The organism is Micromonospora sp. MH99, from assembly GCF_021442385.1.
In the GTDB taxonomy this organism is placed as follows: domain Bacteria; phylum Actinomycetota; class Actinomycetes; order Mycobacteriales; family Micromonosporaceae; genus Micromonospora.
The window spans coordinates 18,586-31,754 of the sequence record NZ_MUZA01000071.1 but is presented as its reverse complement, the minus strand read 5'-3'; the positions used below and the strand labels follow the sequence as shown (position 1 = coordinate 31,754).

Annotated in this window: 15 protein-coding genes; 11 read left to right on the top strand and 4 right to left on the bottom strand. The window is 73.3% G+C overall.

Annotated features, from left to right (window positions below):
- The 7 genes from B0E54_RS27060 to B0E54_RS27030 form a co-directional block, all read left to right on the top strand.
- The coding region (locus B0E54_RS27060; RefSeq protein ID WP_234589013.1) for an SMC family ATPase at nucleotides 1-703 on the top strand (703 nt) is incomplete at its 5' end.
- A 114-nt stretch (nucleotides 704-817) separates the two neighbouring features.
- Nucleotides 818-1,777, top strand: a complete 960-nt coding sequence (locus B0E54_RS27055; protein ID WP_234589012.1) for a hypothetical protein — start codon at nucleotides 818-820, stop codon at nucleotides 1,775-1,777.
- Nucleotides 1,778-1,793: 16 nt separating this feature from the next.
- A complete protein-coding gene (locus B0E54_RS27050) occupies nucleotides 1,794-2,651 on the top strand; it encodes a spermidine synthase (protein WP_234589011.1) in 858 nt (285 codons plus the stop codon).
- Between the two features lie 136 nt (nucleotides 2,652-2,787).
- Nucleotides 2,788-3,480 carry a sigma-70 family RNA polymerase sigma factor gene (locus B0E54_RS27045; protein WP_007457036.1) on the top strand — a complete coding sequence of 231 codons (693 nt, stop codon included), beginning with the start codon at nucleotides 2,788-2,790 and terminating at the stop codon, nucleotides 3,478-3,480.
- Nucleotides 3,477-4,259 (top strand): anti-sigma factor, encoded by a 783-nt coding sequence (locus B0E54_RS27040; protein ID WP_234589010.1) that lies wholly within the window; start codon nucleotides 3,477-3,479, stop codon nucleotides 4,257-4,259. The genes B0E54_RS27045 and B0E54_RS27040 overlap by 4 nt, the downstream gene beginning before the upstream one ends.
- Nucleotides 4,260-4,464: 205 nt before the next feature.
- On the top strand, nucleotides 4,465-5,118 hold the full coding sequence (locus B0E54_RS27035) for a hypothetical protein (RefSeq protein ID WP_234589009.1): 654 nt from the start codon (nucleotides 4,465-4,467) through the stop codon (nucleotides 5,116-5,118).
- A 126-nt stretch (nucleotides 5,119-5,244) separates the two neighbouring features.
- Nucleotides 5,245-6,165, top strand: a complete 921-nt coding sequence (locus B0E54_RS27030; protein ID WP_234589008.1) for a DNA-3-methyladenine glycosylase — start codon at nucleotides 5,245-5,247, stop codon at nucleotides 6,163-6,165.
- Nucleotides 6,166-6,175: 10 nt separating this feature from the next.
- Here the strand turns inward: B0E54_RS27030 and B0E54_RS27025 are convergent, their stop codons facing one another.
- Complete coding sequence (locus tag B0E54_RS27025; RefSeq protein WP_234589007.1) at nucleotides 6,176-6,679, bottom strand: DUF1990 family protein; 504 nt, start codon at nucleotides 6,677-6,679, stop codon at nucleotides 6,176-6,178.
- Between the two features lie 95 nt (nucleotides 6,680-6,774).
- Here B0E54_RS27025 and B0E54_RS27020 point away from each other — a divergent pair, with 95 nt between their 5' ends.
- Nucleotides 6,775-7,269, top strand: a complete 495-nt coding sequence (locus B0E54_RS27020) for a GNAT family N-acetyltransferase (protein WP_234589005.1) — start codon at nucleotides 6,775-6,777, stop codon at nucleotides 7,267-7,269.
- Here the strand turns inward: B0E54_RS27020 and B0E54_RS27015 are convergent.
- Both B0E54_RS27015 and B0E54_RS27010 read right to left on the bottom strand, forming a co-directional pair.
- Nucleotides 7,244-7,666, bottom strand: a complete 423-nt coding sequence (locus B0E54_RS27015; protein WP_234589003.1) for an SRPBCC family protein — start codon at nucleotides 7,664-7,666, stop codon at nucleotides 7,244-7,246. The two genes, B0E54_RS27020 and B0E54_RS27015, sit on opposite strands and share 26 nt — an antisense overlap.
- Nucleotides 7,667-7,799: 133 nt before the next feature.
- Nucleotides 7,800-8,012: a hypothetical protein gene (locus tag B0E54_RS27010; RefSeq protein WP_039905709.1), complete on the bottom strand. Its 213-nt coding sequence runs from the start codon at nucleotides 8,010-8,012 to the stop codon at nucleotides 7,800-7,802.
- Between the two features lie 135 nt (nucleotides 8,013-8,147).
- On the opposite strand from B0E54_RS27010, the gene B0E54_RS27005 reads away from it, so the two are divergent.
- From B0E54_RS27005 to B0E54_RS26995, 3 genes are read left to right on the top strand one after another with little or no spacing between them, the layout of a single operon-like run.
- Nucleotides 8,148-9,263, top strand: coding sequence for an ATP-dependent DNA ligase (locus B0E54_RS27005; RefSeq protein WP_234589001.1), 1,116 nt, complete (start codon nucleotides 8,148-8,150; stop codon nucleotides 9,261-9,263).
- A 58-nt stretch (nucleotides 9,264-9,321) separates the two neighbouring features.
- Nucleotides 9,322-10,893 carry an alpha/beta hydrolase gene (locus B0E54_RS27000; RefSeq protein WP_234589000.1) on the top strand — a complete coding sequence of 524 codons (1,572 nt, stop codon included), beginning with the start codon at nucleotides 9,322-9,324 and terminating at the stop codon, nucleotides 10,891-10,893.
- A 21-nt stretch (nucleotides 10,894-10,914) separates the two neighbouring features.
- Nucleotides 10,915-11,367: a GNAT family N-acetyltransferase gene (locus tag B0E54_RS26995; RefSeq protein ID WP_234588999.1), complete on the top strand. Its 453-nt coding sequence runs from the start codon at nucleotides 10,915-10,917 to the stop codon at nucleotides 11,365-11,367.
- A 1,068-nt stretch (nucleotides 11,368-12,435) separates the two neighbouring features.
- Here B0E54_RS26995 and B0E54_RS26990 read toward each other — a convergent pair.
- Nucleotides 12,436-13,161, bottom strand: coding sequence for an ABC transporter ATP-binding protein (locus B0E54_RS26990; RefSeq protein WP_234589014.1), 726 nt, complete (start codon nucleotides 13,159-13,161; stop codon nucleotides 12,436-12,438).
- Nucleotides 13,162-13,169 lie beyond the last annotated feature (8 nt).

The following is a 13,169-nucleotide window of genomic DNA, read 5'->3' as shown; positions in this document are numbered from 1 at the left end:
CGCCGAGGCGGCGGCCGACGCGGTGCAGCGGCGGATCGCCGACCTCTTCGCCGCCGCCGACGTCCCCGTCGGCGAGGACCCGGTGCACGCCGCGACGGTGGCGGTGGAGCGGGCCGAGGCCGACCGTCGCCGGCTCGCCGAGCGCCGCGAGCAGGCCGGCACGTTGCGTGAGCAGCGGGCCGGGCACGAGCGCGAGGCGCAGGTGGCGCGGGCCCTCGCGGGGCACCTGCGGGCCAACAACTTCGAGCGGTGGCTGCTGGCGGAGGCGTTGGACCTGCTGGTCGACGGCGCGTCGGGGATCCTGCGGGAGCTGTCCTCGGGCCAGTACGAGCTGGTCCACGACAAGGGCGAGTTCTTCGTGGTCGATCACCACGACGCGGGACTGCGCCGGGGTGTGCGCACCCTCTCCGGCGGCGAGACGTTCCAGGCGTCGTTGGCGCTGGCGCTGGCGCTCTCCGAACAGCTGGCCGGCATGTCGACGACCGCGGCGAGTCTGGAGTCGATAGTCCTGGACGAGGGCTTCGGCACGCTGGACGCCGCCACCCTGGACACGGTCGCCGCGACCCTGGAGAACCTGGCCGCCCGGGGTGACCGGATGGTCGGCGTGGTCACGCACGTCGCGGCGCTGGCCGAGCGGATCCCGGTCCGCTTCGAGGTGCGCAAGGATGCCCGCTCGGCGCGCGTCGAACGGACGGGCCGGTGAGCGCGAGGAGTGCAGCGCAGCGGAGCCCCGCAGTCGCGAACGAAAGGTCGGCTCGGTGAGCGCGAGGAGTGCAGCGCAGCGGAGCCCCGCAGTCGCGAACGAAAGGCTGACCCCGTGAGCGACGCCGCGTTCTTCGTCGACTCGTGGGATCCGTCGTACGGTGCATCGTTCGAGGCGTCCGCGTCCGGGCCGGCGACGCCGAGCAGCGCGCAGGTCGACGCCGACGTGGAGCTGCCGGCCGTCGACTGGCGGGCGATCGGGGTACGCGCGGACGTGCGGGCCCCGGACGTGGTGTTGCTTGTCGACGGGGTCCGCCGGATCGACGCGAGCATCTGGACGGCCGAGGCGGACGGCGGTTCCTTCCCGGGGCTGGCGGCGTCGTACGCGGCCGGGGTGGTCCGCTGTGACCTCGGCCGGGGTGCGGCCCAGTTGGCCGGCACGCAGGTGGGCCGGGGCCTGTTCACGGCGAGCCCGTCGGCGCAGGACGTGGTGGCGGGCGCGATCCGCTACCCGGTGCACCGGGTGGGCGGCACCGGCGAGTTGGCGAAGCTGCCGGCGGCCGTGCAGGGTCCGTTGACCGCGCTGGAGGTGGCGGTGTCCGACGCCGCCCGGGTCGACGGTGACCTGTTGGTGGTGGACGGCCCGTTGCGTAGTCGCCGCCAGTTGCCGCGCACGCTCGGCTACATCAAGACCCAGCACAGCCAGTACCTGGACGCCCGGCTGACGGCGGTGGTGACGTCTCTGGCGTCCGGTCAGCGGTCACCGGTGTTCGGGCTCGGCACGGCGTGGGGCGGGTGGTCGTGGTATTTGCGGCTGCCGGTGGCCGTGGGTGCGCCGTGGGCCGGGATCGTCCGGGTGGAGTGCTCCGCCGACCTGCCCGTCGAGGCGGCGATCGACCTGGCCGACCTGTCGTTGGTCACGCTGCCCCGGTTCGCGTCGACTCCGTACAAGGATCCGCGGGCACCGCAGAACCTCATTCCGATCGCCGGTCTGGAGCGCCGCCTGCGGGCGTTGCTCGGCGATTCCCGTCTGCTGCACCGCGCGTTGACCACCGCGGCGCGCGTCGGCCGCTGAGCGGGGGCCGGTCGCGGTGGGACGCAAACGGGCGGATGACCGGGTGGTCGAGCAGGTGGACACCGGGCAGGCGGAGCTGGTGCCGTCGCCGGACCGGGCCGGTTCGTGGACGCTGTTGTTGGACGGGGCGCCACAGTCGCACGTGGACCTGACCGATCCCACGCATCTGGAGTTCGAGTACGTCCGGCGGCTGGCCGCCGCACTGGACCTGGTCGCGCCGCCCGGTGAGCCGTTGCGGGTGCTGCACCTGGGCGGTGGGGCGCTGACCCTGCCCCGCTACGTGTCGGCCACCCGGCCCGGGTCCACCCAGCGGGTGTCCGAGGTGGACGGCGCTCTGGTGGAGCTGGTGCGCCGCGCCTTGCCCTGGCCGGCGGACACCCGGCTGCGGGTCCGCGTGCAGGACGCGCGGGCGGTGCTGGCCTCGACACGGGACGCCAGCTACGACGTGGTGGTCGCGGATGTCTTCGCCGGTGCCCGCACGCCGGCGCATCTCACGTCGGTGGAGTACGCCGCCGAGGTGGCGCGGGTGCTCCGCCCGGCGGGCTGGTTGCTGGCGAATCTGGCCGACGGCCCACCGCTGCGGTACGCCCGTTCCCAGGTCGCCACGGTGCGCTCGGTGCTGCCGCAGGCGTGCCTGGTCGGTGACGCGGCGGTGCTGCGCGGTCGCCGGTACGGCAATCTGGTGCTGGTCGCCGGGCGGACGACTCCCCCGGTGCCCGCGTTGACCCGGCGGGCGGCCGGGGACTGGTTCCCGGGGCGGGTGGTGGCCGGCGACGAGTTGGACCGTTTCGTCGGTGGCGCGGCGGTGGTGCGCGACGCGGACGCCACCGGCTCGGATCCGCCTCCGCCGGGGTTGTTCTCCGTCCGTCGCTGACCGGCCGCTCCGAGTCCGCCGACTGCTCCGTCGAACTTTTTTCGCGGTTTGTTGATCCGCTCGGGGCGGCGCTGCGTACCACCGGGCGGCCCGCCTTGTGGGGGCGGCGTTGGTCACGGACATCCCGGAGGTCTGCATGCATGCGGTGGCGGCCGGTTGGCACGGCGACGCGGTTCGCGCAGACTGGTTGTCCGCGCGGTCGTCGTCGCGGCCGACCTCGTCTGCCCGGGGGGTCGACGCCCGAGCCACGTCTCGCCAAAATGGTCCGGTGACGCCCCGACCGGCGCCCGGGCGCCACCAGGCGACGACAACCGAGGCGAACCACTCCGACCAGTTGATCCGGCTGCTCTACGCCGAGCACGCCGGCCCGTTGCTGATGTTCGTCATGCGCCTGACCGGGGGGGACCGGCAGCGCGCGGAGGACATCGTGCAGGAGACGCTGCTGCGGGCCTGGCGTAACGCGCACCGTCTCGGCGCGCAGGGGCAGGGTTCGCTGCGGCCGTGGCTGGTCACGGTGGCCCGTCGGATCGCCATCGACGAGCACCGCAGCCAGGAGGCCCGGCCGCCGGAGACGTACGACCGGGACCTGACCGCGTTCGCCGAGGCGGACAGCACCGACCGGGTGCTGCGCACGATGACGGTGGCGGACGCGCTGCGTACGCTGAGTCAGTCGCATCGGGAGATCCTGATCGCGACGTACTTCCGGGGGCGGACGGTGCCGGAGGCCGCCGAGGAGTTGGGGCTTCCGCTGGGCACCGCCAAGTCGCGGGTCTACTACGCGCTGCGCGCGCTGCGCACGGCTCTGCAGGAGCGGGGGGTGACAGAATGAGCCGGCCAGACCACATGGACGTCGCCGCGTACGCGCTCGGCGTGCTCGACGAGCAGGACACCGAGCGGTTCGAGGAGCATCTCGCCGCGTGCTGGGCGTGCGCTGCCGAGCTGGAGACGATGGTTCCGGTGGTGGGGCTGCTCTCCGGCATCGACGGCGAGACGATGATGGCGCTGGAGCAGACCGCCACCGATCCGGCGCTGCTGGACCGGACGTTGGTAGCGGTCCGGGCCGACCGTCGGCGTACCCGGTTTCGTCAGCTGCTCGCGACCGCCGCGGCGGTGGTGGTCTTCGGCGGGTTGACGGGTTACGGGTTCGTGAGTGTGGCCGGGGACGAGGCGCCGGGGATTCTCGCGGATCCGACGACGAGCGCCGCCGCCAACGACCCGCCGACGAGCGCGCCGACCGCGCCGCCGAGCGGCCCGGGTGTCGGTGGCACCGAGGAGGAGGGCGACCAGGTCGACGCCACGGACCCGACGACGGGCGTGCAGACGACGATGTTCCTGGTCGAGCGGGAGTACGGCACCCGCATCAACTTCAGCCTGCGGAAACTGCCCGGCCCGCGTGTCTGCCGCTTGATGGTGGTGCGCAAGAACGGCACCACGGAGGTGATTTCGACGTGGTCGGTGCCCGCGGGCGGCTACGGGACGAACAATCGCCCGCAGGGTCTTGAGCTGAGCGCTTCGACGTCCGCGTTGGCGAGCGACATCAAGCAGCTGCAGGTGCAGTCGGTCGACGGCAACGGTGTGGCCAGTCCGCTGGTCACGGTGCCCATGTAAGTCGCGTACCATCCTCGACGCCGGTCATTGTCTCAATGGCCGGCGTCGATCTGTCGTGGTACTGCGGGCTCCGTGTGGGGGGCCATACGGATGGCCGCGCACATCGGTTCAATCCATTCGCGTGAAATTGACCACTGTTACTCCTTCAACCTTGACAGCCTGCCCGCCGTACCTATGGGTGAACTGCCAAGAATGAGGAGGGCACGTGGCACAGATGAAGCGGACCGTCATCGTCGCGAGCGCGATGGTCGCACTAACGGCCTGCGCTCCCGCGGGTTACGACGGGGCGAACTCGAGCGCGGCCGAGCCGGTCGCCGTCGCCGCGGCCGAGCCCACCGCGTCGGCTGAACCCGAGGCGTCGGCATCCGCGGAGGCGCCGGTCGCCGACGCGCCGCCGCCCGCGGACGTCGAGCTGACCGAGCAGTTGATCGGCAAGAAGATCGCCCGGATGGGCAACGTCGTGACCGACCAGGACGGCTGGGTCCTGTACCGCTTCGACAAGGACACCGCCGACCCGCCCGCGTCGAACTGCGTCGACAAGTGCGCGCAGGTGTGGCCGCCGGCGTTGACCGACGGCAACCCGCAGCTCACCGGCCTCTCCGACGACAAGGTCGGCAGCGTCACCCGGCAGGACGGCACCCGACAGCTCACCATCGGCGGCTGGCCGGTGTACCGCTACATCGGCGACAAGAAGCCCGGCCAGTGGAAGGGCCAGGCCGTCGGCGGCACCTGGTTCGTGGTCGACCAGAACGGCAAGAAGAACCTGACCTGCCTGCCCACCTCGACGCCGAAGGCCGTCGCGCCGCCGGCGGCGGACAGCGGGTCGAGCGACGCCGGCGGTTCGGGTTACTCGTACTGATCCCGGTACGCCAGGGCACGGTGGCCGGTCGCAGCCGGGGAGGGCCGCGGCCGGCCATCGCCGTGCCCGGAGCCCGGCGGCGACGGCGGCGACCGGCCCCGCACCCTGACCTGGCAGAGTGGGAGGGTGACCGAGACCGAGCCCGCCGCGACGAGGGTGCTGCACCCGCCCGTCGGCTACCGGCTGGCCACGTCGGTCCGCGGCCTGACCTTCAGCCCGTACGACCCGTGCGCGCGCATCGCCGCCGGCACGTTCTGGTGGGCCACCCGCACCCCGGACGGGCCGGCGACCCTCGCTCTGCGGCCGGCGGGCGGTGAACTGCTCGCCGAGGGTTACGGGCCGGGCGCCGAGCACGTGGTGGAGCGCGCCGACAAGATCGCCGGGCTGCACGACGACCTGAGCGGCTTCGCCGAGTTGGCGTCGACGCACCCGCTCGTCGCCCGGCTGGCCCGGGAGCACCGGGGGCTGCGCATGCCCACCACCGGGCAGGTGTTCCCCCGGCTGCTGCGCGCGGTCTTCGAGCAGAAGGTCACCGGCAAGGAGGCGTACCGGGCGTACGCGGCGACCGTGCGGCACTTCCGGGAGCCGGCCCCCGGCCCGCTGCAACCGCTGCTGCTGCCGCCCGAGGCCGCCGCGGTGGCCGCCACCCCGTACTGGGTGTTCCACCCGTTCGGCGTGGAGCAGCGCCGGGCCGACACGCTGCGTCGCGCCGCCGCGCTCGCCGATCGGCTGGAGCGCTGCGTGGACTCCACCGAGGCCACCCGCCGGCTGACCGCCATCGCGGGCATCGGCCCGTGGACCGCCGCCGAGGTGGTCCGGATCGCCTACGGTGACCCGGACGCGGTAAGCGTCGGCGACTACCACATCCCGAACACGGTGGCCTGGGCGCTCGCCGGCGAACCGAGGGGTGACGACGCTCGGATGCTGGCCCTGCTGGAGCCGTTCCGGGGGCATCGGGGTCGGGTGTGTCTGCTGCTGGAGGCCGCCGGCATCCAGGCGCCGAAGTACGGCCCGCGCGCCCCGATCCGCTCGTTCGCCCGCTTCTGACGCCGGCCGGTCACCGTCCCGCGCAGAGCCGGCGCAGAGTGCGACCGAGCCACCAGGCGTACGCGTGCTGCACCGCCCGGACGGCCGGGCCGGCCGCGCGGGTGAACCAGCGGTCCGGGAGGCTGAACGCGCGTACCTCGAACCAGACCGCGCCGCTGTCGTCGTGGCCGACCACGAACGCCTCCTCGCCCCGCTCCGGGTGGCCGGGGAGGGTGCCGTAGCCGAAGCCGGCGAGCGTGGGCGACTCGTCGCTCCAGACCACCCGGCAGGGCCCCCACACGCGGGCCGACCCGACCCCGAGACCGGCAGTGACCAGCACACCCTCGGTGGCCCGTGCCGCGTCGGTGCGCATCCGGACCCCGGCGGCGCGGTGCAGCCGCCAGCTCAGCACCGCCTCGGCCGCGGTCTCGAAACAGCCGGTCGGCAACGGCGTCCGGTGGCGCAGGTGGTGGTATCCGCCGGGCAGCGCGCCGTGCCGGGTCCGTCCCACCTCCGGGTACGTCAGCTCGGCCACCGCTCCCCCTCATCGTCGCCGGACACGGGCCAGGGTACGGCGGGCGCGATCGGGTCGCCGGTGGACGAGGCGGGCGGCTGTGGTGTGCTGCACGGATGAGCGTCGAGCCCCGCATCGTCCCGGCCGGTGTCGCGGACGCCGGCGAGATCCTCACCGTGCAGCGCGCCGCGTACCTGACCGAGGCGCAGCACTACGCCGACCCGTTCCTGCCACCGTTGACCGAGACGTTGGCCGAGGTCCGGGAGGTGTTGACCGGCCCGACGACGGTCCTCGCCGCCCGGCTGGGGCACCGGCTGGTCGGCTCGGTGCGGGCCCGTCCGGACGGGGACACCGCGCACATCGGGCGTCTGTCGGTCGCACCGGACCAGCAGGGACGGGGCATCGGCGTTGCGCTGCTCGCCGCGATCGAGGCGGCCTGCCCGGCCGAGGTGGCAGTGTTCACCCTGTTCACCGGCGCGGACAGCACCCGCAATCTGCGGCTCTACCAGCGGCTCGGCTACCGGGTCGTGGCGCACCGCCCGGACCCGAACGGCGTCCGGTTGGCGGTGCTGGAGAAGCCTGTCGTCAGCTCCGCTCAGCTCGGGCCCTGAGTCCGTCGGCCTCCAGCCTGACGTAGCGGCGCAGCAGGCCGCCGTACAGCAGGCCGATCAGCCCGGCGAGCGGCCCGGCCTGGTCGATGGCCACCTCGACCCGGGTACGCCCGCCGGGCAGCGGCAGCACCCGGTGCTCGCCACGGGTGCGCACGCCCGGGCTGTCGGAGACCCAGGTGAATTCCCGCCCCTCGGTCAGCTCGGTGACCCGCCACACCGCCGGCCGCAGTTTCGGCTGGGTCAGGCGGGCTGTCGCGCCGACCGCGAGGGGCCCCGACTCGCCCCGCTCGGCCCGACTCACCGAGGCCGTCCACTCTGGCCACCGCGCCACGTCGACAAGCAGCGCCCAGACCCGCCCGGCGTCCGCGCCGATCTCCGTGTCCGCTTCGAACCGCATCGCGTCCCCTCCCCGGCGGCGCCGGCCGGCGCCGCCACGCCCTGCCGACGACGCTGCCCGCCGGATCGTGACGGCGGCATCCACCGGCCGGTCCGATCGTCGATCGAGCCGCGGGTCCACCGGCCGCGCGGGATCAGGCGGCCTCGCGCAGGTCCGCCAGACTCAACGGGGTACGCCGACGCAGCAGCTCCTCCAGCTCGGCCACCGACCCGACCTCGCCGAGCACGTTGCGGCCACCGCCGAACCGCTGCGGGTAACGGCGGGTCAGCCGGTAGCGGTAGCGGCCCCGGATCAGCTCCACGCTCACCCGCCACCGCCCGCAGCAGTCACAGACCCACTCGGACACCCCGCGAAACTAGCTCTGACCTGGGGTTATCTGATTCGCCCAGGCAGGACGAGCGGCGCGCGGGCGGACACGCCACCGCCGTGCCCACGGTGATCTGCCTCACGACTGTCGGCCCCGTCTGATTGACTGGTCGCCGTGGACCTGCCGATCAACCCGCCCGTCGAGCCGATGTTGGCCAAGAGCGTTTCGAAGCTGCCCACCACCGCCGGCGTGACCTACGAGCCCAAGTGGGACGGGTTCCGGTGCATCGTGTTCCGGGACGGCGACGAGGTCGAGCTGGCCAGTCGGGGCGGCAAGTCGATGACCCGCTACTTCCCCGAGGTGGTCGAGCAGGCCCGCCGTCAGCTGCCCGAGCGGTGCGCCGTCGACGGCGAGCTGATCGTGATCCGGCGGGACGGGCCGTCCGGCCAGCCCCGGCTTGATTTCGAGCTGCTGGCCCAGCGCATCCACCCGGCGGCGTCGCGGGTGAAGCTGCTCGCCGAGACCACTCCCGCCGACTTCGTCGCCTTCGACCTGTTGGCGATCGGTGACGAGGCGCTGCTCGACCAGCCGTACCCGCGCCGTCGGGAGCGTCTGGTCCAGGCGCTGGCCCGGGTGCGCCCGCCGGTGCACGTCACCCAGGTCACGACCGACCCGGAGACCGCGCGCCGCTGGTTCGACGTCTTCGAGGGCGCCGGGCTGGACGGGCTGATCGTCAAGCCGGCCGACCTGCCGTACGAGCCGGGCAAGCGGTTGATGTTCAAGGTCAAGCACTCCCGTACGGCCGACGCGGTGGTCGCCGGCTTCCGCTGGCACAAGTCCGGCCCGGTGGTGGGTTCGCTGCTGCTCGGCCTCTACGACGACGCGGGCGTCCTGCACCACGTCGGGGTGAGCGCCTCGTTCAGCATGGCCCGCCGCGCCGAGTTGCTCGACGAGCTGGCGCCGTACCGGGACATCGGCGACGAGCACCCGTGGGTGCACGGCGACCACGAGCGTGGCCAGCGCATTCCGGGCGGGGTGAGCAGGTGGACCGGCACCAAGAACCTGGAGTGGGAGCCGCTGCGCCCGGAGCTGGTGGTCGAGGTGGGTTACGACGCGATGGAGGGCGAGAGGTTCCGGCACACCGCCCAGTTCGTCCGCTGGCGGCCGGACCGCGACCCCCGCTCCTGCCGCTACGACCAGCTCGACCGTCCGATCCGCTTCGACGTGGACCAGGTGCTGCGCGGCGATCCGGCCGTCACCCTCGATCGGGCCGCCACCGGCCGGGCGTAGCCTGGCCGTCGACTCGACACCGGAGGATCACGTGAGCCGCACCGCCGTCCAGCCTCGGATGACGACCAGTCGCCGGGTCCGCCGCAGTCTCGTCGCCTTCGCCGTGGCAGCGCTGCTCACCGCCGGCTGCACGCTGCCGGCGTTCGCGCCGCGCACCGACGTGGAGGGTGCGGCGGCGCCGGCCGGCTCGTCGGCGACCTGGCGGCCCTGCCCGGAGGCTGCTGAGGACCTGGTCGGGCGGGGCGCTCCGGACATGCGCTACGAGTGTGCGCGGATCACGGTTCCCCGGGACTGGGGCGCCGGCGGCGGGGCGACCGCCGGGCCGGGCGTCGGCGAGACCTTCGAGATCGCCCTGCTGCGGGCCCGGTCCACCAAACAGCGGGACCGGATCGGCTCACTGGTGGTGAACCCCGGCGGGCCGGGCGGCTCCGGTGTGGACACCGCCGTCTACCTCTCCTTCGGCCCCCAGTTCGGTGGACTGCCCGCCTCGATCACCGAACGCTTCGACATCGTCGGCTTCGACCCGCGTGGTGTCTCCCGGTCGAGTCCGGTGAAGTGCATCTCCGACGCCGACCTGGACGCCAGCTTCGGCTACGACCCGGATCCGGCGAGCCAGGCGTCGTTCGACGGCTTCGCGGGGCTGAGCCAGCGCATCGGGCGCGGCTGCGGGGACCGCTACGGCGACCAGTTGCCGCTGTACGGCAGCGAGCAGGCCGCCCGGGACATGGACGCGGTCCGCGCGGCGGTGGGCGATGACAAGCTCACCTACCTGGGCTACTCCTACGGCACGCTGCTCGGCGCCATCTACGCCCAGCTCTACCCGCAGCGGGTGCGCGCGCTGGTGCTCGACGGCGCCGTCGACCCGCAGCAGCGGCTGATCGCCGGGTCGGAGAGCCAGGCCCGCGGGTTCGAACGAGCCTTCGACAACTTCACCCGCTGGTGCGCCGCGAACGCCGCGCGCTGCCCGATCGCCCCGGACGCCCGCGCCGCCGTGACCTCGGCCATCGACAAGGCCAAGGTCTCCCCGGTCCGCGGTGACGACGGGCGGGAGGCCACGGCGGGCTGGGTCTTCTACGCGGTCATCTCCTCGCTCTACACCGAGGCCGGCTGGCAGGAGCTGGCCCGGGCCATCGACCGGCTGGCCGAGGGCGACCCGAAGGACGTGTTCCGCCTCGCCGACTCGTACGCCGGCCGGGAGGGCGACGGGCACTACTCGAACCTGTTCGACGCCAACCTCGCCATCAACTGTGCCGACGAGACCGAGAAGCCGAGCCGGGAGCAGATCCGTCAGTTGCAGTCGCAGTGGCGGACGAAGTATCCGCTGTTCGGTCCGGCGCTCGCGGTCGGCATGTTGAGCTGCGTCGAGTGGCCGGGTGGTCGGGACCCGTACCCGACCGGTCGGGCCAACGGCGCACCGCCGATCGTGGTGGTCGGCACGACCGGCGACCCCGCCACACCGTACGAGCAGACCGGCCGCCTCGCCTCGATGCTGGGTGTCGGCCGGGTGCTCACCTGGGAGGGCGAGGGGCACACCGCGTACCCGCAGACCTCCTGCATCACCAAGGCCGTCGACGCGTACCTGCTCGACCTGACCGTGCCCAAGGAGGGGCTGCGCTGCCCGGCCAAGTGACAGCTGTGCCACGCTGACGGCATGACCGACGTGATCTTCCGCGAGGCGGTACGGGCCGACCTGCCCGCCGTCATCTCCCTGCTCGCCGACGACGTTCTGGGTAAGACCCGCGACTTCACCGAGGTCGATGAGGCGTACGAGCGTGCGTTCGCCGACATCAGCGCCGACCCGCGCAACCAGCTGATCGTCGCCGAGCAGGGCGGCGAGCTGGTCGGCTGCCTCCAGATCACCTACATCCCGGGGCTCGGCCGGCACGGCGCCGAACGGTCTCTGATCGAGGCGGTCCGGGTCCGCTCGGACCGACGCGGCCAGGGCCTCGGCCGGGAGTTGATGACCTGGGCCATCGACCAGGCCCGGCAGCGGGGCTGCGCCCTGGTGCAGCTCACCACGGACAAGTCCCGCGCCGACGCGCACCGCTTCTACCTGGGGCTCGGCTTCGTGGCCAGCCACGAGGGCATGAAGCTCCCGCTCTGACGCGACCGACGCTGTCGGGATGCCGAGTCGTCAGGACGCCGGTCGCGAGCCCGTCAACGTCGTCAGCCCGTCAACGTCGCCAGCCCGTCAACGTCGCCAGCCCGTCAACGTCGTCAGCCCGTCAACGTCGCCAGCGAGTCGACGTCGTCAGCCCGTTGGCCGGCTTCGGCGCGCTGCAGCGTCTCAGGTCCCCAGGGTGCACCTTCGGTCCTGTCGAGCTGCCCCAGATTTGGGGCACGGAACCACGGCGGTGGCGGCGGAAAGGGCCTAGGCCCACACACCGACCGCCCAGCACAGCGCCCACACACCCCACCCAGCACGAACCCGTACACCCCGCCCGGCACAAGACGCGCACGCCTTCCGCGCGGCCGCTCCACCGGCAAAGTCGACCCGGAGGCGGCCGAGACGGTCAGCGCGCTGGCCCCGATGCCCGGCCGCGCCGACCCGACGGTCCACACCCGGGGCAGCTCGAAAGGCCCGCGCTGACCCCGATACCCGGCCGCGCCGACCCAATGGTCCACACCCGGGGCAGCTCGAAAGGCCCGCGCTGACCCCGATACCCGGCCGCGCCGACCCAATGGTCCACACCCGGGGCAGCTCGAAAGGCCCGCGCTGACCCCGATACCCGGCCGCGCCGACCCAATGGTCCACACCCGGGGCAGCTCGAACGGCCGGCGCGCTGGCCCCGATGCCCGGCCGCATCGGCCCAATGGCCCATATCCGGGGCAGCTCGAACGGCCGGCGTGCTGACCCCGATACCCGCCGCGTCGGTCCGATGGTCCATATCTGGGGCAGCTCGACAGGATGCGAACAGACCACAGCCGGTCGGCTCTGACCGAGCCGGTGCCAGGGCCCCCGCAGCCTGTGACCGCAGACCGCAGACCGCCGTCCACCGACCGAAGACCACGGAGCGCCGACCGCCGACCGTAGACCACGGAGCGCCGACGGCCGACCGCCGACCACCGACCACCGACCACCGACCACCGACCACCGACCACCGACCACCGACCACCGACCAGGACACACGGACCACGGACGAGGGACCAGGACCACGGCCGAGGGCGGCGGTCAGCCGTCGACCAGGCGGCCGTCGCGCAGGACGAGCACCCGGTCCGCGAGGTCGATCAGGGCCGGATCGTGCGTGGCCACCAGGGCCGTCATGCCACGGGCGTGCACCACCGCGCGCAGCAGGTCCATGATGGAGCGGCCGGTCTCCGAGTCCAGCTGTCCGGTGGGTTCGTCGGCGATGAGCAGGTCCGGCTCGTTGGCGAGCGCGCGGGCGACCGCCACGCGCTGCTGCTGCCCGCCGGACAGCTCGTACGGGCGCTGCGCCGCGTGCCCGCCCAGCCCCACCAGCTCCAGCAGCACCGCCACGCGCTGCTCCCGCTCCGCGGCCGGCACCTGCGCCAGTCGCAACGGCACGCCCACGTTCTCGGCGGCGGAGAGGATCGGCACCAGCCCGAAGGTCTGGAAGACGAAACCGACGGTGCCCCGGCGCAGCCGCAGCAGCTCGGCCTCCCCGGCCGAGGTCACGTCGTGCCCGGCCACCATGACCTGACCGCTGTCCGGCCGGTCCAGTCCGCCGATGATGTTCAGCAACGTGGTCTTGCCGGCGCCGGAGCGACCCCGGATGGCGACCAGCTCACCACGGTTGGCGCTGAACGAGACATCGCGTACCGCCTGCACGGCGTGCTCACCGCGACCGAAGGTCCGGCTCACGCCGCTGACCCGCACCACCTCGTCCGCGGGCGTTCCGGAGCTGCCGCTGAACCCGGCCGTTCCGGCCACCACCATGTCCTGAG